17 protein-coding genes and 1 pseudogene are annotated in these 20,309 nt (G+C 65.6%); 2 read left to right on the forward strand and 16 right to left on the reverse strand.

Features of this window, described 5'->3' with window-relative positions:
• Positions 1 to 297: 297 nt before the first annotated feature.
• From GGD90_RS11355 to GGD90_RS11385, 7 genes are all read right to left on the reverse strand, one after another.
• Positions 298 to 1,404, reverse strand: coding sequence for a glutamate--cysteine ligase family protein (locus GGD90_RS11355; protein WP_153116951.1), 1,107 nt, complete (start codon positions 1,402 to 1,404; stop codon positions 298 to 300).
• A 192-nt stretch (positions 1,405 to 1,596) separates the two neighbouring features.
• On the reverse strand, positions 1,597 to 2,160 hold the full coding sequence (locus GGD90_RS11360; RefSeq protein WP_153116950.1) for a lipid-binding SYLF domain-containing protein: 564 nt from the start codon (positions 2,158 to 2,160) through the stop codon (positions 1,597 to 1,599).
• 82 nt (positions 2,161 to 2,242) lie between these two features.
• A complete protein-coding gene (locus tag GGD90_RS11365; protein ID WP_153116949.1) occupies positions 2,243 to 2,665 on the reverse strand; it encodes an RcnB family protein in 423 nt (140 codons plus the stop codon).
• A gap of 139 nt (positions 2,666 to 2,804) precedes the next feature.
• Complete coding sequence (gene nudC / locus GGD90_RS11370; RefSeq protein ID WP_153116948.1) at positions 2,805 to 3,593, reverse strand: NAD(+) diphosphatase; 789 nt, start codon at positions 3,591 to 3,593, stop codon at positions 2,805 to 2,807.
• 94 nt (positions 3,594 to 3,687) lie between these two features.
• Positions 3,688 to 4,833, reverse strand: coding sequence for a GGDEF domain-containing protein (locus GGD90_RS11375; RefSeq protein ID WP_184415133.1), 1,146 nt, complete (start codon positions 4,831 to 4,833; stop codon positions 3,688 to 3,690).
• Between the two features lie 102 nt (positions 4,834 to 4,935).
• Positions 4,936 to 7,323: a Tex family protein gene (locus GGD90_RS11380; protein WP_153116946.1), complete on the reverse strand. Its 2,388-nt coding sequence runs from the start codon at positions 7,321 to 7,323 to the stop codon at positions 4,936 to 4,938.
• Positions 7,324 to 7,376: 53 nt separating this feature from the next.
• Positions 7,377 to 10,397: a PAS domain-containing sensor histidine kinase gene (locus tag GGD90_RS11385; protein WP_153116945.1), complete on the reverse strand. Its 3,021-nt coding sequence runs from the start codon at positions 10,395 to 10,397 to the stop codon at positions 7,377 to 7,379.
• A gap of 197 nt (positions 10,398 to 10,594) precedes the next feature.
• On the opposite strand from GGD90_RS11385, the gene fliW reads away from it, so the two are divergent.
• Entirely contained in the window at positions 10,595 to 11,029 is a 435-nt protein-coding gene (gene fliW, locus GGD90_RS11390) for a flagellar assembly protein FliW (RefSeq protein ID WP_153116944.1), read from the forward strand.
• 142 nt (positions 11,030 to 11,171) lie between these two features.
• On the opposite strand, the gene GGD90_RS11395 is transcribed toward fliW, so the two are convergent.
• The 8 genes from GGD90_RS11395 to GGD90_RS11430 form a co-directional block, all read right to left on the reverse strand.
• Positions 11,172 to 11,699, reverse strand: coding sequence for a gamma carbonic anhydrase family protein (locus GGD90_RS11395; RefSeq protein WP_153116943.1), 528 nt, complete (start codon positions 11,697 to 11,699; stop codon positions 11,172 to 11,174).
• A 21-nt stretch (positions 11,700 to 11,720) separates the two neighbouring features.
• The gene (locus GGD90_RS11400) at positions 11,721 to 12,941 is read right to left on the reverse strand and encodes an ABC transporter permease (protein ID WP_153116942.1); all 1,221 of its coding nucleotides are present in this window, start codon (positions 12,939 to 12,941) and stop codon (positions 11,721 to 11,723) included.
• Entirely contained in the window at positions 12,935 to 13,654 is a 720-nt protein-coding gene (locus tag GGD90_RS11405) for an ABC transporter ATP-binding protein (RefSeq protein ID WP_153116941.1), read from the reverse strand. Before GGD90_RS11405 ends, GGD90_RS11400 begins: the two co-directional genes overlap by 7 nt.
• The gene (locus GGD90_RS11410; RefSeq protein WP_153116940.1) at positions 13,654 to 14,877 is read right to left on the reverse strand and encodes an efflux RND transporter periplasmic adaptor subunit; all 1,224 of its coding nucleotides are present in this window, start codon (positions 14,875 to 14,877) and stop codon (positions 13,654 to 13,656) included. The genes GGD90_RS11405 and GGD90_RS11410 overlap by 1 nt, the downstream gene beginning before the upstream one ends.
• On the reverse strand, positions 14,874 to 16,379 hold the full coding sequence (locus GGD90_RS11415) for a TolC family protein (protein ID WP_153116939.1): 1,506 nt from the start codon (positions 16,377 to 16,379) through the stop codon (positions 14,874 to 14,876). Before GGD90_RS11415 ends, GGD90_RS11410 begins: the two co-directional genes overlap by 4 nt.
• A gap of 92 nt (positions 16,380 to 16,471) precedes the next feature.
• Positions 16,472 to 17,041, reverse strand: a complete 570-nt coding sequence (locus GGD90_RS11420) for a DUF3617 domain-containing protein (protein WP_153116938.1) — start codon at positions 17,039 to 17,041, stop codon at positions 16,472 to 16,474.
• A gap of 131 nt (positions 17,042 to 17,172) precedes the next feature.
• The gene (locus tag GGD90_RS11425; RefSeq protein ID WP_153116937.1) at positions 17,173 to 17,493 is read right to left on the reverse strand and encodes a hypothetical protein; all 321 of its coding nucleotides are present in this window, start codon (positions 17,491 to 17,493) and stop codon (positions 17,173 to 17,175) included.
• Between the two features lie 23 nt (positions 17,494 to 17,516).
• A complete protein-coding gene (locus GGD90_RS11430) occupies positions 17,517 to 18,359 on the reverse strand; it encodes a class I SAM-dependent methyltransferase (RefSeq protein WP_322741715.1) in 843 nt (280 codons plus the stop codon).
• Between the two features lie 261 nt (positions 18,360 to 18,620).
• Here GGD90_RS11430 and ylqF point away from each other — a divergent pair.
• A pseudogene (ylqF, locus tag GGD90_RS11435) lies at positions 18,621 to 19,508 on the forward strand (ribosome biogenesis GTPase YlqF); the annotation flags it as partial.
• Between the two features lie 102 nt (positions 19,509 to 19,610).
• On the opposite strand, the gene GGD90_RS11440 reads toward ylqF, so the two are convergent.
• Positions 19,611 to 20,219 carry a YitT family protein gene (locus GGD90_RS11440; RefSeq protein WP_184415135.1) on the reverse strand — a complete coding sequence of 203 codons (609 nt, stop codon included), beginning with the start codon at positions 20,217 to 20,219 and terminating at the stop codon, positions 19,611 to 19,613.
• Positions 20,220 to 20,309 lie beyond the last annotated feature (90 nt).

Genomic DNA, 20,309 nt, shown 5'->3' on the forward strand with positions numbered 1-20,309 from the left:
AACGCGGAGCGGCTTCTCGATGGCCTTTGCCGGCAACTTCCGTGGCTGCAGGCGCTCTGACGCAGGTTTTCGGCTCAATGTTCCTTTCTGTTCTTCGATATGACTGTTTCCGGATTCTATTCCAGCGTATTCGGCCGGTGAAAAAAATCCAGCGTCTTTCGTCGCGCCGGTGAGGTGCGAACTCCGGCTCCGCGAGCCATCTGCCAGTGTTGGCGCTCGGCCAGGCAGCAGCGCGCGCCGCCGTACTGCCGGCGAGGCCGGCAGCTGCGTTCCGCTTCGGCGCAATGCAGGCAGGTTTCAGGCTAAACCGCCGGGCTTGAGCATCAGGCCGTTTTGCCGGTAGGCATCGAGCAAGTCATCCGCCGGTGTGCGCTGTTCGACGAGCATTGTTTCGAGCGCGATCAGTGATCCGGCGGCGGCAACATCGCCGCTCTTGAGCAGCGCGCTTCTTGCCTTGCGCAGAATGTCGCTGGCGACGGCACGGACTGCTGCGTCGGTGAATCCAACGAGCGCGCCGCGCCGATACCGGGCCAGGTCAACTTCTTCGCTGCGTCCGGGCAGGTCGTTCGCCAGGCAGATGCCTTCGAGCAGATGGCAGCAGGCGCGCAAAGTCTCCAGCGATGGCATGGCGTCAAACGCCTTGAACTCGATGCGTCCAGCCTCGCCGGGCAGGCGGACCGGATGAATCAGCCGGGAAATGTTGCCGAGCGCCGCCAGTTCAGGCGCTGCCAGGAAGAGTTTTACCGCCGGCCGCAACGGCGCGCGTTCGAAGGTCCGCTTCGAGCAGCCGGGCCAGACATCCCCGGCAAAGAAGGGGCTGCTGAAGCTGAACGGGATGATCCACGGCGCGTAGCAATTGAGCTTGCGCGCCACATCGAGGCATTGCACGGTGCTCCATTCCGGCATCGACAGGTTGATGTCCGGGCCATAACTGAGCGTTGAGATATGTGAGCCGTCGTAGGCCCGGTTGCGGCTGCGTAGCTCGACTTCCCAGGCATTCAGCGGCGGATCGAACGGGTAGGCAGCGATGAGCGGGTGGAAACCGGCGATGGCCAGACCAAGATCATGTTTGGCGAGAAGCGCCGACAGTTGCCTCTCGATGGCGAGCAGCCGGCCAAGCGCTTCCGGCACGCTGCCGGCCGGCGGTGTGCGGATTTCCACGCCCTTGACTGCGAGCGTGCGGAAACGCCCGTCAGCGTGAAAACGCTCGTCACCTTCGACGTACCAGTAGCCGCTCTTGATACCGAGATCGCCGGTGGCGAGTCCGGGCTCGTCACGGCCCGGCTTTTCGGCTAGCAGCTCGCTGATTTCAGCGAACGGAAGATTGGCGAAATTGCGGATGCGTCCCGCCTGCGGGCCTGCGGTGTCGATCAGCAGATATTCGAATTCGACGCCGCAGCGCACAGATTCGCTCCCGGGGAATCGCTACCGATGCCTTGATCATAGCGCACCGCCGATGACTGCCATGGCCTGCGCTCGATGCGCCGCAGGCGATGCGGCGAGCCCAACGGGAACGGCCAGACACACGGGAATTCCGTGGTCTGGCCGCTGTGTTCCGGGCAAGAAGCGGCCGCCTGACGGCCGGACTTCTGCAGATCAGCGCTGGATGCGCGAGATCTTCGTCCCCTCGATGCTCAGGCTGGCCATCAAGCCCTGCTGGTCGAAGATGAAGGCATAGGCGTCGTCCTTCAGCGTCGAAGAGGTCAGGTTCTTGGCGGCGCCTTCGTTCATCACCACCACCGACGGCCCGGAACCGATTTCCCAGCCTTTCGATTTGTCGAGGTACTTCACTGCCTTGTCACTCATCAGGAAGACGACGTAGCCGTAAGACTCGGCGCCCGCCTGCCAGCCCCAGGAGGCCGAAACGGAGTTGTAGTAGCCGGCGACTTCGGAATTCTTGGTCAGCACACCTTCGCCATAGCTGCCGCCAAAGACCAGCCCGGCCTTGATGATTTTCGGGAAAACCAGAATCCCTTTGGCGCGTTTGGCCAGCCCTTCGGCGGCAGGATTTGTCTTGTACAGCGTCTGCAATGCCTGCGCGGCATCCTTGTTCAGATCTTCGGCGCTAGCGGCGACGGCCTCGAAACTGAGAGCGCCCAGCGACAATGCGGCGGTGGCGACCAGAATGGCCTTGTGGAATGCGCGTCGTGTCGTGTTCATGATTTCTCCTTGATGAGTGTGCGTGGTGCAGAGCGCTGCGTCGGGCAGCGAAACGGTGAAGCGATCGTTGCTCGGCAAGCAATCAGTGGTGCAGCAAGACCTCGGTGATGATGCCGCTGGCAATCGCGACCAGCAGGTAGTCAGGCCCCGTTTGCACCCAGTGGTAGCCGCGCGGCGGGGCGTGCAGCCGGTGATCGCGCCAGTCGTTGATCACGTAGTTGCGGTGACGGTATTCGTTCGGCAGGCGTTCGCCGCGATAAAAGCTGTGATTCGGTCCGGCTCCCGGTCCGCCGTGCCGCTGCTCGTAGCCGCGTTGCGCTTCGTGTGCTGGCTGGCGTTGCGCGTCATGGCCACGATTGTGCGGCTGGTCGCGACCTGGGTTGCGCCCTTGTCCCTGATCGCCGTGTCCGCGGGTGTTCCCGCGTTCAGGGCCATCGGCGAATGCCGGATTGGCCAGCAATAGCGAAATCGCCAAGGCTGAGAGCACTACAGTGTTGCGATTCATCTCGACTCCGGAACTGACGCGCGCGGCGCGGGCAGAATCCGCGCCCGTCATTCGTGGCGGGCGCCGTTTCTGGAAGTCGTTATCGTCGGCTTCTTGCCGTGCCGGGTCTGTGCGCTGCCGAACATAAAGTTTGTGCAGGCTAGCTCGCGCCCTGGCCACCGCGCTCCCGGCACCAGGCGTCGATCAGCTGGCGGGCAATGCTGAGCTGATCGGGAAGGTCGGGCAGTGCGTCGACGGCAAACCAGTCGGCAGCCTCGATTTCCGAGGCTTGTGGCGTGATCACCCCGCCGGCGTAATCGGCAAAGAAGGCCAGCATCAAGGAGTTGGGGAAGGGCCACGACTGGCTGTGGAAGTAGCGCAGATTGGTGATCTCGAGGCCGACCTCTTCGCGGACTTCACGGACGGCGCATTGCTCGAGCGTTTCGCCCGCCTCGACAAAGCCCGCCAGCGCGCTGAAGACACCGGGCCTGAAATTCGGACTGCGTGCCAGCAGCAGTTCGTTGCCTCGGGATATCAGCACCATCACCGCCGGCGAGATGCGCGGATAAGCGAGCAGACCGCAACGCGGGCAGCACATCGCCGGCTCGCCGTCCCTGACGATCGTCGGCGTCGCGCAACGGCCGCAAAAGCGATGGTTGTTCTGCCAGTCGAGCAATTGTGTGGCGCGCCCCGCCAGCGCAAAGGCTTCGCCGCCGCCCTGGCCGAACAGCGCGCGCAAGGTGCGCCAGTCTCCGGCCAGATGCGCCGGTGCGCTGGCGACATCGGCCGCGTAGCAGCGACGGCCCTGCCACTCGCCGACCAGCAAGGCGCCTGCGGGTGAACCGAAGTCTGCTGCTTGTGCGCAGGGGAAGAGCGTCGCCGGAGACTGCGAATCCATCGCAAAAATGCGGTTCTCGCAACGCAGCAGCCAGTAACTCGATTCGTTCATGAGCGGTCCAGTGGGTCGATGACGAGCGCCGCATCAGCACCGGCAATTGTATTCCGGCCGGGCGCCTGCACGGCGGGCCGGCCCTTGCCGCCGGTTATGTCTGACTCATGTCGAGCACGCCTTGCTCGACACGATCGCGGCCGAGGCTTTTGGCGCGATAGAGCGCCGCGTCGCTGGCACGGATCATCGCGTCGACCGTGCTGCCGGCAGTGATCGGCGAGCCGAGAACGCCGATGCTTGCACTCAGCGTGAGTGTTCTGCCGTCGATATCGATCGGCGTCGAGCGGATACTGCAACGCAGTTTTTCGGCAACGAGCATTCCGCAAGAATGACTGGTATTGGGCAGAACGACCATGAACTCCTCGCCGCCATACCGACCGACGCTGTCCTGCGTGCGCAGGCGCGTGCCGATCGCTTCGGCGATGGCCTTGAGCACGCGGTCGCCGGCCTGGTGGCCGTAGTTGTCGTTGACCTGTTTGAAATGGTCGACGTCGATCATCAGCACGCATAGCGACAGCCGGTGCCGCAGTGCTTCGGAAAAGCGTTTGCCGAATTCGTCGAGAATCGCGCGCCGATTGGCGATTCCGGTCAGTTCGTCGAACATCGCCAGACGCCGGTTGCGTTCGTCGGCACGCTCCTTGATCATGCCGATGAAGCCGAGCGAATCGAGCATTACCGAGGCCAGCGAGCCGACGAAGCTCAGCGTCTGCAGCAGGTGGGCGCCAAGGCTGTCGATGTGGGTGACGGCGCCGCTACCGACGGTGATGAAGCGGCCATAGAAGATCGTCACCCCGATGCAACAGCCGGCGAGCAGCAGCTGGTAGCCACGCCCCGGTGTCAGTTGACGGTGCCGATAGACGATCACGCCCATGAGCAGTGCCTGGGTTCCGGAGATGAGGCCATTGGCGATGACGCGCGCGGCGAGCTGGTCGATGAAGACCAGCATGCACAGGGTCGTCAGCAGCACGGGACCGATGATCAGCCAGCGGTTTGCCGGCAGCTTGAGGAAACGGTAGTAGCCCCACAGCATCAGCGAGACGGCGCCAGCGAGCAGCGTATTGCCGGCGACGATCGATAGCGGTTCCGGAACCATCGGTCGCAAGGTGAGGACGGGCAGCGCGACGGCGTAGGTGAACAGGCCCCAGCCCCACTGCTTGAGGCCTTCACTGCCCAGCCCGTGCGTCAGCCACAGCATCGCTCCACTCATCGTCAACGCGGCGACCGAGATCATCATGGCCATGATCGGAACGTCAGGCTGCATGGCTGGGGTGGGCGTGGCGATGCTGCTTGCGGACGAGCAGGGAGAAGGGCGCTGGCGGCGAGCGGAGGGCGTTGCGACGACTCAGTTTTTCAGTCGTGCGAACGCTGCCGCCATGGCGCCGCCGGCATGTGGCGCTTCTGCTGGCGCACGCCCGTCCTTGCGTGGCGCCGTGCGCGCGTCGCTGCGTGGTGGCGGGCGCGAATCGGTACGCGAACTGCCGCGAGCGTCGCCACCGGCAGCGCCCGGCTGGTCGTCGAGACGCATCGTGAGCGCGATGCGTTTGCGCGCACGGTCGACCTCGAGCACTTTCACCTTGACCACGTCGCCGGCCTTGACGATGCTGCGCGGGTCCTTGACGAAGGTTTTCGACAGTGCCGAGATGTGCACCAACCCGTCCTGGTGCACGCCGATATCGACGAAGGCGCCGAAGTTCGCGACGTTGGTGACGACACCTTCGAGGATCATGCCCGGCGTCAGGTCGGCGATTTGCTCGACGCCGTCGCGGAAACTCGCCGTCTTGAATTCGGGGCGCGGATCGCGGCCGGGTTTTTCCAGTTCGCCGAGGATGTCCTTCACCGTCGGCACGCCGAAGCGCTCGTCGGCGAAGCGCTCGGGCGTCAGCGAGCGCAGCAGGCGCGTATCGCCGATCAGCTCGCGCACGCCTTTCTTCACCTCGGCGAGGATGCGCGCGACCAGCGGGTAGGCTTCCGGGTGCACCGCCGACGCGTCGAGCGGCTCGTCGCCGTCGTTGATGCGCAGGAAGCCGGCGGCCTGCTCGAAAGTCTTGTCGCCGAGCCGCGGCACGTCGGCGAGATGCCGCCGGCTGCGGAAAGCGCCGTGTGCGTCGCGGTGCGCGACGATATTGGCGGCGAGCGTGGCGTTGAGCCCCGAAACGCGCGCCAAGAGCGGTACCGAGGCCGTATTGACGTCGACGCCGACGGCGTTGACGCCATCCTCGACGACGGCGTTGAGCGTTCGCGCTAGCTTCGTCTGACTGACGTCATGCTGATACTGGCCGACGCCGATCGATTTCGGGTCGATCTTCACCAGTTCGGCGAGCGGATCTTGCAGGCGGCGGGCGATCGAGACGGCACCGCGCAGGCTGACGTCGAGTTCGGGGAATTCGCGCGCGGCGAATTCGGACGCCGAATAGACCGAGGCGCCGGCTTCGGAGACGACGATCGAGCTCATGTGCAGTTCGGGCAGGCGGCGGATCAGTTCGCCGGCGAGACGGTCGGTTTCGCGGCTGGCGGTGCCGTTGCCGATGGCGATCAGTTCGACGCGATGCTTCTTCGCCAGTGCCGCCAGCGTCGCCAGCGAACCCTCGACGTCGCGCCGCGGTTCGTGCGGATACACGGTGGCGGTGTCGACGAGCTTGCCGGTGCTGTCGACGACGGCGACCTTGACGCCGGTGCGGATGCCGGGGTCGAGGCCCATGGTGACGCGTGGGCCGGCCGGCGCGGCGAGCAGCAGGTCTTTCAGGTTGTTGGCGAAGACGCGGATCGCTTCTTCCTCGGCGCGCTCGCGCAGCGCGCCCATCAGTTCGAGTTCGAGGTGCGGCTGGATCTTGATGCGCCAGGCCCAGCGCACCGTTTCGGCCAGCCAGCGGTCGGCGGCGCGGGCAGTACTGCCGAGACTGTCGCGCACGCCGGCGTGCGCGGCGATCAGGCCGAGCATGCGCAGTTCGCCGGGGCTGCTGGCGGAACGCGCGCTGCCTTCACTGCTCTCGCTGACCGGCGCTTCGGCTTCGGGCAGCAGCACCAGTTGCAGAACGCCTTCGTTGCGGCCGCGGAACAGCGCCAGTGCGCGGTGCGAGGGGATTTCGCCGAGCGCTTCGCTGTAGTCGAAATAGTCGCGGAACTTGGCACCTTCGACTTCCTTGCCGGCAACGACGCTGCTGCGCACGACGCCCTTGTCAGCGAGGCGCTCGCGTAGCGCACCAAGGAGTTCGGCGTCTTCGGCCAAGCGCTCCATGACGATCTGGCGCGCGCCGTCGAGCGCGGCCTTGGCGTCGGCAAAGCCGGCTTCGGCGTTGAGGTAGGCCGCGGCAGCGTCTTCCGGTACCAGTGTCGGGTCTTTGATCAGCGCGTCGGCGAGCGGCTCGAGGCCGGCTTCGCGCGCGATCTGTGCCTTGGTGCGGCGCTTCTGCTTGAACGGCAGGTAGAGGTCTTCGAGACGCTGCTTGCTGTCGGCGCCGGCAATCGCACTCGCCAGTTCGGGAGTCAGCTTGCCCTGTTCTTCGATCGAGGCGAGGACCACCGTGCGCCGTTCCTCGAGTTCGCGCAGGTAAACGAGGCGTTCGGCGAGCAGGCGCAGTTGCGTGTCGTCAAGGCCGCCGGTGACTTCCTTGCGGTAGCGCGCGATGAAGGGAACGGTGGCGCCCTCGTCGAGCAGGGCGACGGCAGCGGCGACCTGTCGTTGCTGGCAGCCGAGTTCTTCGGCAAGGCGGCGTTCGAGCGCAATCGTCATCGGGCGGGGTGTTCCTGAAAAGGGGCGAACTATGCAGAATCGGGGGGTAAAACTCAAGCGGCGCCGGGCAGCCTGCCGCCGGCTGTCGGTGTTGCCTTTGCTGCGGGCGCCGCGCTGGGCAGCGTCAGCGTGAAGCGCGTACCGGCGCCAGACTGGCTGTCGACGGTAATGCGGCCGCCAAGCGTGCCGCTGACGATGTTGTGCACGATATGCAGCCCGAGCCCGCTGCCACCGCGCCCGAGCCGGGTGGTGAAGAAGGGATCGAAGATGCGGCGCAGGTTCTCTTCCACGATGCCGACGCCATCGTCGCTGAAGACGATCTCGACCGTGCCGTCATCGAGCTCGTGGCTTTCAATGCGCATGTGGCCGCTGTCGCGTCCCTCAAAGGCGTGCAGCACGGCGTTGTTGATGAAGTTGCTGATCACCTGGCCGAGCGGTCCCGGGTAGCTGTCGAGCGTGATGCCGGCGGCAAGGGTCAGTTCGATGCGGTAGGGCGTCTTGCGCAGATTCGGTAGCAGCGTGGCGACGACTTCTTCGATCACCGTCGCCAGATCGAAGCTGCGCCGCTGTTCGCTGCTCTGGTCTACGCTCACCTGTTTGAAGCTGGTGACCAGTTCGCTGGCTTGCGCCAGATTGCGCAACAACAGTTCGGACGCCGTCTTTGCCGTGTCGACAAAGTCGTTCAGCGTCGAGCGGCGCAGGCCACCGCTGCCGATTTCGGCGACGAATTCGCGTGTACGCTCAGCCAGCGTGCTGGCGACGGTGACGCCGTTGCCGATCGGTGTGTTGAGCTCGTGCGCGACACCGGCGACGAGCGCGCCGAGTGCCGCCATCTTTTCGGCGCGGAACAGCTCCGCCTGCGTCAGCTTCAGGGAATCGAGCGCCGTGGCCAGTTCGCGGTAGCTTTCCTCAAGCGCCGCGGTACGTTCGCTGACGCGCTGTTCGAGCGTCTCGTTGATATCCTCGATACGCTGCCGCGCCTCGTTTTGCAGCGTGACGTCGGTAAAACTGAAGATGGCGCGCTTCTGGCCACGGAAGCTGAACACGCGGCCGGAGGTCAGGCAGTGCATGAGTGTGCCGTCGCGCAAGCGATAGGCGCAGGCAAAGCGGTCGACACTGCCTTGCAGCTCGAGCTTCTCAAGCAGGCGGGCGCGATCGTCGGTACTTGCCCAGAGACCGAGTTCGCTCGCCGTGTGGCCGATGGCGTCTTCGCGGGCGATGCCGAGTGTGTCGACCCAGGCGTCGTTGACGTCGATGTAACGGCCATGCGTCATTCCAGCAACTGCCAGGGGTTGTGGCGACAGGCGGAAGATCAGCGAAAACTTGCGCTCGCTTTCACGCAGATGTTCTTCGGCACGTTTCTGCTCGGTGACATCGCGCATCACACTGAGGAGGTAGTTTTCCTGTTCGCCCCGGTCGTTGACGACGTGGATGATCGACGCATTGCCCATGCAGTTGCGTATTTCGCCGTTACGCAGTCGGGTGCGGCAGGGAAACTCCTGCACGAAACCCTGTTTCCGCAGCATCGCCAGACGCTGCTCGCGTTCTTCGGGAAACGGCCACAGACCAAGATCGAAGGCGTCGCGCTGGACGGCTTCGTCGCGCGGCCACCCGGTCATCCGCTCGAAAGCCTCGTTGACTTCGATGAATATCCCCGTATCGAGACGGCTGATCGTCATGCTGTCGAGGCTGGCCTTGAAGGCACCGGCGAACTTCGCCTCGGAAATGGCGAGCGCCCCGCTGGTCCGTTTCAATGCCGTGATATCACGCCCTTCGGCGATCAGCATGCTTACCCGGCCGGCGTCATCGCGCAGCGGGCGCAGTGAAAAGTCGATCTGGCGCAGCTGCTTGTCGGCATCGATGCTGAGCACTTCGGCACGGACATCCTCACCGTTCGCAGCCAGCCGGATCGCATCGCGCAGCCAGCGCTGCTTCTCCGGATCGTGTCGCCACCATGGACCTTCCCAGAAAGGTTGACTGAGCACCGCGGCCGCTTCGGCGCCGACCAGACGCAGTGCCGCCTGATTGACTTCGAGCAGGATTCCGTCAAGCGAAAGCGTGCCGATGAGCTGGAAAGCCTGGTCGAATATCGCACGCAGCTTGCGCTCGGAGGCGGCTTTTGCTTCCAGTGCCTGCAGGCGTTCGAGTTCGCCGAGCCGCTGTGCATTGACATCGGCGATCAGGGAGATCAGGTAGCGGTGCTCGCCGGCGCTGAAGAAACGTCCCGAATATTCGGCGATGAACAATTCGCCGTTCTTGCGCCGCAGACGGATGTCGTGGCGCTGGATCTGGCCCTTTTCCGCGAGTTCGCGAATGACTTCGCGGCGATCTGCGGGACTGGCCCAGAAACCGATATCGAGCGACGAACGACCGATCGCTTCGGCGTGTGTCCAGCCGGTCATCGGCGTCCACTGTTCGTTCATGTCGATGAGCATGCCGCTGTCGGCATCGCTGATCATCGCCAGATCGGGCAATAACTGGAACACACGCGAGAACTTGGTTTCACTTTCGCGCAAGGCTGCCTCGGCCTGATGCTGCGCTGCCAGGACGGCCAGCCTCGCGGTGATGTCGCGCGTCATCATCAGGAGGAAACTGCGTCCTTGCACCGAAAAAATTTCGCCACTCATCTCGCAGCGAATGATGTTGCCGTTCTTGTGGCGCATTGACACGGCGTGGTCGACGACCTTGCCCTTTCGGCGCAGTTGCGCAAGCAGTTCCAGGCGGTCGCCTTCGTCGCACCACAAGCCCAACTCGGCAGAGGTGCGGCCGATGGCTTCTGCGCGCGAGAAACCGCTGGTTGCCGTCCACGCCTCGTTGACCTCGATCAGCAGACCCGATTCGACATCGCTGACCGACAGTACTTCCGGCAGCAGTGCAAAGGTCTTGGCGTGGCGTTCCTCGCTGGCGAGCAGTGCGGCAGTCAACGAGTCAGCGTTGGTTGCGCCGGTTTGCTTCTGCCCTCGCAGCGCCAGCAGGCCGGCAAGCTGACGGTTGCGGGCAAGAAGGAGGGCGGCGGCGATGGCGCAGACGAGGGTGCTGGCGAGCAGAAAGACGTTTATCGAACTGGCATCCATGGCTTACCGCAAGGCTTCCCTTCGGGGTACATTAGCGGGCACAAGTTACCGTGCTGGCTGCTTTACCACAAGACATGCGGGGTGTCGCCGATGGCGGCCACCCGCTTGCCAACGGGTGAGTTGAGCAGCTGGCGGCGGGCTCCAGTTCGGGACGGAGGCATGTCGTGGCCCGTGATCATCATCAGAGAGGACGAAATATGGAAATTGACATCGAACGCCTTGGCTTGAAAAACGTTCCGGTTGATCCCCAGACCATTTTTGAGTTTCCGCAAGGCATTGCCGGCTTCGAGGACTTTCGCCGCTTCAAGGTCTTTCATGAAGAAGGCAAGCCGACGGTATTCTGGTTGCAGTCGCTTGACGACGTCAGCGTCAGTTTTCCGATCGTTACCCCGGAAATGATCGATCTCGAATACCGCATCGAGCTTTCGCCGGAAGATTCGGCGCTACTCGGGCTCGACGGTCAATCCGTTGAAGATGTGGCGGTAGTCGTCATCATCTATCGCAATGAGGCCGACGGTGGCCGCATTGGTGCCAACACGCGCTCGCCGATCGTTCTCAACCTTGCCGCGCGCAAGGGTATGCAGAAGATCCTGCGCGATCTGCGCTCGGCGGTGCTGGTTACCGGTCGCTGAAACCTGACGATAACGGGCGATAGCGGGGCGGGCTTCCGCTCCGGCGTCCGTTTGGTCGCAGCGCCTGCACTTCTGCGGGCGTGCTGAGCAAGGAGCGACGAGTCTTGCCGCATTCGACTGTTCGCGCCGTGCAGCGCGCGATTCAATCCGCTAGCCGCTCCAGTTCGCCGAGACAGCGCCGCCATTTCTCGATGTAGTGCGCGGCGCCGCTGGCCAGCGCCGCGGCTTCTTCCTCGCTCAGCTGGCGGATCAGGCGACCCGGGGCGCCGACGATCAGCGAGCGTTCCGGATATTCCTTGCCTTCGGCAATCAGCGCGTGTGCGCCGACGATGCTCTGCGCGCCGATGCGCGCGCGGTTGAGCACGGTGGCGCCCATGCCGATCAGCGCGCCGTCGCCGATGGTGCAGCCGTGCAGGATGACGCGGTGGCCGATGGTGACGCCGCGGCCGATGGTCAGCGGCACGCCGATGTCGGTATGCAGCACCGAGCCGTCCTGGATGTTGCTGTCCTCGCCGATGGTGATCGGGTCGTTGTCGCCGCGCAGCACGGCCTTCCACCACACCGAGGCGTTGCGGCCGAGACGGACGTCGCCGATAAGCACGGCGTCAGGGGCGATCCAGGTTTGCGGATCGACTTGCGGGCGTTGATCGCCAAAACGGTAAAGCGGCATGCAGGAATGTCCTCGCGCGGGTTACTGATAGCGTAGCGCTTCGATCGGGTCGAGCGCCGCGGCCTTCTTCGCCGGGTAGAGGCCGAAGAAGATGCCGATGCCGGCGGCGACGGCGAAGGCGATCAGCCCGGCGCTGCCGGAGATGATCACCGCTGTGTCGGTGAGTGCGTTCACCAGCAGCGCGCCGCCGATGCCGACGAACAGACCGATGAAGCAGCCGGCCAGCGAGATGATGATCGCTTCGAGCAGGAATTGCAGCAGCACATCGCGTTCACGCGCACCGATGGCCAGCCGGATGCCGATCTCGCGCGTCCGTTCGGTCACCGAGACGAGCATGATGTTCATGATGCCGATGCCGCCGACGAGCAGGCTGACCGAGGCGATGGCGCCGAGCAGCAGCGACATGATGCGCGTCGTCTCCGCCGCCGAATCGGCGATGGCGGTCAGGTTGCGCAGCATGAAGTCGTTGTCGGCGCCTTCGCGCAGGCGGTGGCGCTGGCGCAGCAGCGCCACCATCGCCTTCTCGGTGCTCGGCATCGCCTCCGCCGAGCTGGCCTTGATCATCAGCATGCGCACGGCGCCGGGGAAGGGCGTGCCGAACAGCTTGCGTTGTGCGCTGGTGATCGGGACGATGATGGTGTCGTCCTGGTCGCGGCCGTCGAGGCTCTGTCCCTTGCTGGCGAGCACGCCGAGAACGACGAAAGGCGTCTGCTTGATGCGCAGCGTCTTGCCGACCGGACTTTCGCTGCCGAACAGGTTGCTCGCCGCCGTCTTGCCGATCAGCGCCACGCGTGTCGCCGCGCGCACGTCCGAATCGGTGAAGGCATCGCCTTCAGCAACGGTCCACGAGCGCGCTTCGAGGTAGTCGGGCGTCGTGCCGAAGACCGAAGTGTTCCAGTTGTTCGGACCGTAAACCACCTGCGCTGAACCGGAGTGCACCGGTGCGACGACGTCGATTCCCGGCAGCTCGGCGATGGCATCGCCGTCAGCGCGCGTCAGCGTGGCGCCACCGCCGCTGGCCGAGCGTACGCCGCCCGAACTCGGCGGGCCGGCGAGGACGATAAAGAGGTTGCTGCCCATGGTGTTGATCGACTGGCTGACGGCGTACTGCGCGCCCTGGCCGACGGCGAGCATGAGCACGACGGCGCCGACGCCGATGATCATGCCGAGCATGGTGAGGAAGGTGCGCAGCCGGTTGGCGCCCATGGCGCGCCAGGCTTCGCCGAGCATCGCGCTCAGCATGGCGCGGGCTCCGTGGCGGGCGTGTGCACGGTCGGTCCGTCGTGCACGATGCGGCCATCGAGGAAGCGTACCTGCCGGCTGGCGAACTGCGCGATGTCCGGTTCGTGGGTGACGAGGACGACGGTGATACCCTCGTCGTTCAAGGCCGTGAACAAAGCCATGATTTCCTCGCTGGTGTGGCTGTCGAGGTTGCCGGTCGGCTCGTCGGCGAGAATCAGGCGCGGCCGGTTGACCAGCGCGCGGGCGATGGCGACGCGCTGCTGCTGACCGCCGGAAATGCGGTTGGGCAGCGAAGCGGCGTAAGTTTCGAGCCCGACCTTGGCGAGCAGTTCGCGCGCCCGCCGGCGTCGCTCGTCGCGCTCGACGCCGGCATAAACGAGCGGTAGCGCGACATTGTCCTCGAGCGACATGCGCGGCAGCAGGTTGAAGCCCTGGAAGACGAAGCCGATGGTGCGTCCGCGCAGGGCGGCGAGTGCGTCGCGGTCGAGCGTGGCGACGTCACGCCCGTCGAGCAGGTAGCGTCCGCTGCTGGCGCGATCGAGGCAGCCGAGGATGTTCATGAAGGTCGACTTGCCCGAGCCCGAGGGGCCCATGACGGCGACGAACTCGCCGGCAGCGATCGCCAGGTCGACTTCCTTGAGCACCGGAAAGGGGCCGGCGGCCGTGTCGTAGGATTTGCACAGCGCTTCGACGCGGATGACCGTGTCGGACATCAGAACATCCTCATGCCGACGCTCTTCGGTGGTCCGCTGGCGCCGGCTGGCAGCGCGTCGCCGATCACCACCTGGTCGCCGGCGGCGATCGCACCGTCGAGCACCTCGGTGAAGCGGTTGTCGGTGATGCCGAGAGCGACGCTGACCGCTTGCAGGCGAGCTTCGCGGATTACGTAGACAGTGCCGCTGCTGCCGTCGCGTTTGCGCTTGCCGGTCGGCGCCTCGCCACCGTTGCGGCCACCGGCGCCGGCACCCGCGGCGGACTTGTCCGCCGGCGTCTCGGCCTTGGCCACGGCGTCACCGGGGCGGAAGCGCAGCGCGGCGTTGGGCACGCGCAGCACGTCGTCGCGCTCGGCAACGCCGATGCTGACGTAGGCGGTCATCCCCGGCAGCAGGATCTGCTCGGGGTTGTCGACCGAGACGACGACGTTGTAAGTGACGACGTTCTGCTGCGTCGTCGGATTCAGGCGCAGCTGGCGCACGGCGCCCTGGAAGCTCTTGCTCGGGAAGGCGTCGACGTTGAAGCGTACCGCCTGGCCGACACGGATGGCGCCGATATCGGCTTCGGCGAAGCTTGAATCGATCTGCATCTTGGCCAGATCCTGCGCGATCTGGAACAGCGTCGGCGTCTGGAAGCTGGCGGCGACGGTCTGGCCGACATCGACGCTGCGCGCGACGATGACGCCCGACACCGGCGAGCGGATCACCGTGTAGGCCAGGTTGGCGCGGTCCTTGTCGGCTTGCGCGCGCGTCAGCGCCAGTTGCGCCTGTGCGGCGCGCAGCGCCTGCAGCGACTGGTCGTACTCCTGGCGCGAGACGTATTCCGGCGCGAGCAGCGACGCCATGCGCTTTTCGTTGGCGACGGCGAGGTCGAGCGAGGCCGCGGCGGCCTGCACGTTGGCGGCGCTCTGCCGCGCCTGCGCCGAGAGCAGCGCATCGTCAAGCTCGGCGAGAACCTGCCCTTTCTCGACCTTGCTGTTGAAATCTACGTAAAGCTTGCGCACGGTTCCCGAGACCTGCGTACCGACGCTGACCAGCGTCACCGGGTTGAGCGTGCCGTTGGCCGAGACGGTCTGGCGGATGCCGCCGCGGTCGACCGCCTGCAGACGGTAGCGCTCCTCAAGCTTGGGCGCGTTGGCTTCCTTGATGAGGAAATAGCCGGCGACGGCGACGAGGGCTGCGGCGAGCCCGAGGGCAAGAGGTTTCTTCAGCTTGGCGTTCATGGACTGACTTTCGTGTCGGTCAGCGGGGTGGCCGGCAGTATCGGTTCAGCTGCCGGCAGATTGCCGGCAGCGGCTGGCGGCAGTTGCAAGAGACTGCCATCGAGCACGCCGATGGCTTGCGCCAGCGTGGCGCGACCCGTGCGCCACGCGAATTTGGCCTGCACATCCTGCAGGCGCGCGCTGGCCAGTGCGCTTTGCGCGTTGAGCAATTCGATCAGCGTACCGACGCCGGCTTCGTAGCGGCCACGCGCCACGCGCGCCGACTGTTCGGCACTGGCCAGCAGGTCAGCAGCGCTTTTCACCGACTGCGTTGCCGTGACCAGGTTCTGGTAGGCGTTCCAGACGTCGAGGCTGACCTGCAGGCGGGTTTTTTCCAGCTGCGCCGCCTTGATCGCGCGCTGTTCTTCGGCGCTGCGCACGCGGTAATGCGTGGCGAAACCGGAGAAGACGGGAATGTCGACGCGCACGCCGAGCGAACCGTCGCGCGTCGTCGAGCCGAGGCTGCTGTCGGTGTTGTTGGCGGCGGCGACCAGCGATAGCGTCGGCAGGCCGGCGGCACGCGCCGCCGCGATGTCGGCCTCGGCAGAAGCTAATTGCGCCTCGCTGGCGCGCAGGTCGGGGCGCTGGCGGCGCGCTTCGTCGATCAGCGCGCCGACGTCGCGCTCGAAACGCGCGTCGGGCGCCGGGTCGAGCACCGGCGCCAGCGGCGGCGCGCGCTGCGCGTCGCGACCGATGACATTGGCCAGCGTGCCGTAGGCCGTTTGCAGGCTGCCTTCGGCGCTGATGCGCGCGAGTGTCGCCTGCGAATAGGCGGTTTGCGCCTGCAGGCGGTCGGCCGGCGTTCCCGTACCGATGCGGTAGCGCGCTTCGGCGGCGCGCAGGCTCTCGCCGGCGGCGCGCTCCGATTCGCGCGTCGCCGCGAGCGCCGCCGTATTGGCATGCACCTGGTAGAACGCCTGCACTGCGGCGAGGAAGACCGACTGCAGCGTGCTGCTCTGCGTTTCACTGGCGGCGGCGAGGAGCTGGCGCGCGCTTTCCAGCGTTGCCGAGCGTCCGCCGAAATCCCAGAGCAGCCAGGACAGCGTCAGCGCGCTTTTCTGCTGGTTGTAGTCCTCGCGCGCAAGGCTGGTGTCCGGACGTATGCGGCTGGCGCTCAGCGTCGCCGCCAGCGTCGGCAGCCAGGCAGCCTGCGCCACGCCGACCTGCGCCGCGCGCCAGCGCGCGGTGGCCCAGGCTTCGCGCGTCTGCGGGTTGTGGCAGAGCGCTTCGTCGACGACATTGACCAGTGACAGCGCGTGCTCGGCGGCGGGTTCCTGGCAGGGCAGTCCGTTGCTGGCAGCTGCAGGAGGGGGCGTCAGCGCAGCAACCGGGAAGGGATCGAAGCCGTTCGCCCGGGCCCCGGGCACAGCAGCGATGCTCAGTGCCGCGAAGGCGCCGATAACGGCGAGGGTGAGCTTCAGCGGGCAGTGCGCCGGAAGGGCGCGGCGGGAGGTGTAGGGCATGGCGAGCAAGTATAGCGACCTCGCCCGAAACCCCGGACGCCTCAGGCCGATCTTCCTGTTAAGAAATATTTCCTGCGGGCCCGCCGGTGTGCTCAGTTGGCGCCATGCCGCTTCATTGCTTCCTGCACACGCGGGTCTTTCATCAGTTCGTTCAGGTTCATCGAGCCCATGTTGGGCATGATCACATCGCCCGGTTTCTGGCCGGGCTTGCACGCGCCGAGCCAGCGCGCTTCCTGTGTCATGTGCGTCTCGCTGATTCCCTGCAACGGTGGGCTGTAACGGCTGCGCATGTCGCCCTTGTAACCGGCTTCGAAATTGCCGAGGTAGGTGGCGTCGGTCGTCACCGTCGAACCTTCGACCTTGCACACGGCGTGCAGCGTCACCCGCTCGCCGGCGCGTTTGAGGTCCATCACGCTACAGTCCGTTTTCTCGTTTTTTGCCCGTTGCTGCATCAGGTTGTCGGTGTTCTGGTCGATGCATTGCTGGATTGCGATGCCGGCCCCCGGAATGTTGTCGGAACGGGTCATGATTTCCCAGAGGCCCGGTTTGCGGAGCGGCGCGTCGGCGGCGAAGGCCGTGCCGCCAGGCAAGGCGAGCGCAACGGCGAGCGCGAGCAACGGGAGTGAAGTTGAAGCTTGGTGGGGTATCGCGTTTCCGGACATGACGGTCTCCTCGAAAAAGTGGGCGGGTTTGCCACAGGAATGCCTGTGCGCGGAGGGTATGCCCAGACGGCGTTTGCGGCCAGCGGCGCGGCGCCGCTGCGCTGGCCGGCGCAGGCGCTTGCCCGGAGTTTTCAGGAAACGACGCGCGCCAGCGTCCAGGACAGCCCTCCCGCGATCGCCGCCAGAGCGACCAGTGCGAAGACAGCCAGGCGCGCGCGCCGCCGCTGCAGGTTTTCCTCGTCGCTGGCGAGCGAGAAAAGATGCAGCGCGCCCCAGCCGACGGCAAGCCCGGTAACGAGCGGGATGGCGACAACCTGCATTTCGACTGCGCTCAACGCCAGCATTCGCCCCTCGTGCCAGGGGATGGCGACGAACATGCCGAAGCTCCAGTACAGGGCAATGGCGCCGACGGCGCAGAGCAGGGCGGCAAAACGGGTGATCCAGGTGTCCATTCGCGATCTCGTTCCGGGTGATTTCAGTCAGCCCCTGCGGCAACGAATCGCGGCCGCAGTTCCTCGATAGCCGCTTCGGCGAGCAGCCAGTCGAGACGTGCGGCGGCGTCGCCACGGCGCTGGCCGGTGTGGCGGGCGACGATCAATTCGTTCTTCAGCGAATGCTCCCAGCCGGTCAGCTCGGTCACCGTCACCTGATAGCCGGCGGCTTCGAGTTGCAGACAGCGCAGCACATTGGTCAACTGGCTGCCGAACTCGCGCGTGTGCAGCGGCCTGCGCCACAGCTCGGCAAGCGGGCTGCGCGCCAGTGCGGCCGCCTTGTTCTGGCGCAGCGCGGCGGCCACTTCGGCCTGGCAGCAGGGCACCAGCACGACGAACTTCGCCCGCCGCGCCAGCGCGAAGCGGATCGCGTCGTCGGTGGCGGTATCGCAGGCGTGCAGTGCGGTGACGATGTCCACCTGCGCCGGCAAGGCCGGCGAGACAATCGCTTCTTCGACCGAGAGCGCGTGAAAGTCCATGCGCGTGAAACCCAGTCGCGACGCCAGCGCGCGCGACTTGTCGACGAGTTCCTCGCGTGTTTCGACGCCGACGACGCGGCCACCGCTGCGCGCCTTGAAGAACTGGTCGTAGAGGATGAAGCCGAGGTAGGACTTGCCGGCGCCGTGATCAACCAGCACCGGATCGTCGTTGCCGGCAAAACACTCACCGAGCAGCGGCGCGATGAAACCGGTGAGGTGCTGCACCTGCTTGAGCTTGCGCCGGCTGTCCTGGTTGAGCTTGCCGTCGCGCGTCAGGATGTGCAGTTCCTTGAGCAGTTCGACCGACTGCTCGGGGCGGATTTCCGGAATGGGGGGAGTGCTCGGCAAGGCTGACCTCGATGCGACTGTGGCTTCCCGCCAGCGCTGCCGGCGAGGTATGAAGGTGGAAAACGGTGGCTGCCGATGTGCCGGTGCCGCCATCTTTGCTGCGGGACATTCTACCGCAGGCGTTGCCCGTGGCCGGTGTGCGCTCCCGGCGCAGAGCCCCGACTGACGTTGATCGCCACGCTTGCTTCGCCCGCGAGCCGCCGGATCGCGGATAATGGCGCACTATTCACGACAGCGTTTTGTATAAATCCGCTCATTCTCATGGCAATCCAGTGGTTTCCCGGTCACATGGCGTCGGCGCGCAAGAAAGCCGCCGAGGCGATGGCAGGTGTCGACGTCGTCATCGAGGTCGTCGATGCGCGCCTACCCGAAGCAAGCACCAATCCGCTGGTGCACGAACTGCGCAAGCACCGGCAGCGACCCTGCCTGAAGATTCTCAACAAGGCCGATCTCGCCGATCCGGCGGCGACGCGCGCCTGGCTCGACCACTACAACCGCATGGACGGCGTGCACGCCGTCGCGTTGTCGTGCCGCAAGCCCGGCGAGGCGCAGCGTATTCCGACGCTGTGTCAGGCACTGGCGCCGCACCGCGACAGTCTGCTGAAGCCGCTGCGCATGATGATCATGGGCGTTCCCAACGTCGGCAAATCGACGCTGCTCAACGCGCTGGTCAAACGGCGTGTTGCCGCCGTCGGCGACGAGCCGGCGATCACCAAGGCGCTTACCACCTACGATCTGCCGCAGAAGCGGACCATTGTCGACACGCCGGGGCTGCTCTGGCCGAAGATCGAACACCCCGGCGACGGCCTGATGCTGGCGGCCAGCCATTCGATCGGCCGCAACGCCTTTTCTGACATCGAGGTGTCGTGCTTCCTTGGCGACCTGCTGCTGGCGCGTTATGCCGCCTTGCTGACCGCGCGCTACGGTTTTCCGGTGGAAGGCCTCGACGCAGTCGGCGTCATCGAAGCGGTCGCCAGGCGGCGCGGTTTCCGGTTGAAGGGCGGCGACGCCGATTTCGACAAGGCGGCATTCGTGCTGCTGCAGGACTACCGTGACGGCGTTCTCGGCCGCATCAGCCTGGAAACGCCGCAGACGCGCGCGGCGATGCTCGAAGCGGCCGCTGCGGCAGTGGCAGCGCAGGCCGAGGCGCGTCGCGTCGCGGCCGCGGAGAAGGCGAAGGAAAAAGCGGCGCGTGCCGAAGCCCTTGCCGCACAGGCGAACGCCGACGCGGCTGCCGACAGCAGCGAGGCTTCAGACGCCCATGTAGCGCCCGGATTTGTGATTGACGGCGATGACCAGATTGAGGGCAAGCGCGCCGACGATCGATAGCGCAACGGCCTGCGGTTCGCGCACCAGCAAGGCGCAACCGACGATCAGCACGTCGGCCGCCATCTGCAGGTGGCCGGCACGCCAGCCACGCTTCTGCTGCAGGTAGATCGCCAGCACGCTGACACCACCGAGACTCGCCTTGTGCCGGATCAGCATGAGCATGCTCATGCCGGCGAGAAAACCGCCCATCAGCGCAGCGAAGAGCGGGTCGAGCCGCGAGACTTCGACCAGATGCGGCATCAACTCGGTGTAAGCGGCGAGCAGGCTGACGGCGATGAAGGTCTTGATGGTGAAGGCGCGGCCGAGCGCACGCAGCGCGAAGACGTAGAAGGGCAGGTTGATGATGAAGACGACGGCGCCCATCGGCCAGTCGTAGACGTAGTGGATGAGGAAGGCAATGCCGACGGTACCGCCGGTGAGCAGGCCTGCGTCACGGAAGAGCAGTACGGCAAAGGCCATGAACAGCGGCGCGACGAGCAGTGCCTGCGCATCCTCGAACAGGCTGTGGCGGTCGGCGGCGGACATCGTCATCGTCGGGCGGGCCTCGCCGGGCAGGCAAGGCAAAGGCTGATTTGGAGAGCGCGCAGTGTAGCGCAGTCGCCGGCAGCGGCCGCGTGCTGC

The sequence above is a fragment of the Rhodocyclus tenuis genome (assembly GCF_014197755.1).
GTDB classification, from domain to species: domain Bacteria; phylum Pseudomonadota; class Gammaproteobacteria; order Burkholderiales; family Rhodocyclaceae; genus Rhodocyclus; species Rhodocyclus tenuis.

Bases quoted from the DNA above. Each gene is read 5' to 3' on its own strand.
- GGD90_RS11360 (WP_153116950.1), bottom strand. From the start codon at position 2,160: ATGAACACGACACGACGCGCATTCCACAAGGCCATTCTGGTCGCCACC.
- GGD90_RS11365 (WP_153116949.1), bottom strand. From the start codon at position 2,665: ATGAATCGCAACACTGTAGTGCTCTCAGCCTTGGCGATTTCGCTATTG.
- nudC (WP_153116948.1), bottom strand. From the start codon at position 3,593: ATGAACGAATCGAGTTACTGGCTGCTGCGTTGCGAGAACCGCATTTTT.
- GGD90_RS11375 (WP_184415133.1), bottom strand. From the start codon at position 4,833: ATGGCCATGATGATCTCGGTCGCCGCGTTGACGATGAGTGGAGCGATG.
- GGD90_RS11380 (WP_153116946.1), bottom strand. From the start codon at position 7,323: ATGACGATTGCGCTCGAACGCCGCCTTGCCGAAGAACTCGGCTGCCAG.
- GGD90_RS11385 (WP_153116945.1), bottom strand. From the start codon at position 10,397: ATGGATGCCAGTTCGATAAACGTCTTTCTGCTCGCCAGCACCCTCGTC.
- fliW (WP_153116944.1), top strand. From the start codon at position 10,595: ATGGAAATTGACATCGAACGCCTTGGCTTGAAAAACGTTCCGGTTGAT.
- GGD90_RS11395 (WP_153116943.1), bottom strand. From the start codon at position 11,699: ATGCCGCTTTACCGTTTTGGCGATCAACGCCCGCAAGTCGATCCGCAA.
- GGD90_RS11400 (WP_153116942.1), bottom strand. From the start codon at position 12,941: ATGCTGAGCGCGATGCTCGGCGAAGCCTGGCGCGCCATGGGCGCCAAC.
- GGD90_RS11405 (WP_153116941.1), bottom strand. From the start codon at position 13,654: ATGTCCGACACGGTCATCCGCGTCGAAGCGCTGTGCAAATCCTACGAC.
- GGD90_RS11410 (WP_153116940.1), bottom strand. From the start codon at position 14,877: ATGAACGCCAAGCTGAAGAAACCTCTTGCCCTCGGGCTCGCCGCAGCC.
- GGD90_RS11415 (WP_153116939.1), bottom strand. From the start codon at position 16,379: ATGCCCTACACCTCCCGCCGCGCCCTTCCGGCGCACTGCCCGCTGAAG.
- GGD90_RS11420 (WP_153116938.1), bottom strand. From the start codon at position 17,041: ATGTCCGGAAACGCGATACCCCACCAAGCTTCAACTTCACTCCCGTTG.
- GGD90_RS11425 (WP_153116937.1), bottom strand. From the start codon at position 17,493: ATGGACACCTGGATCACCCGTTTTGCCGCCCTGCTCTGCGCCGTCGGC.
- GGD90_RS11440 (WP_184415135.1), bottom strand. From the start codon at position 20,219: ATGACGATGTCCGCCGCCGACCGCCACAGCCTGTTCGAGGATGCGCAG.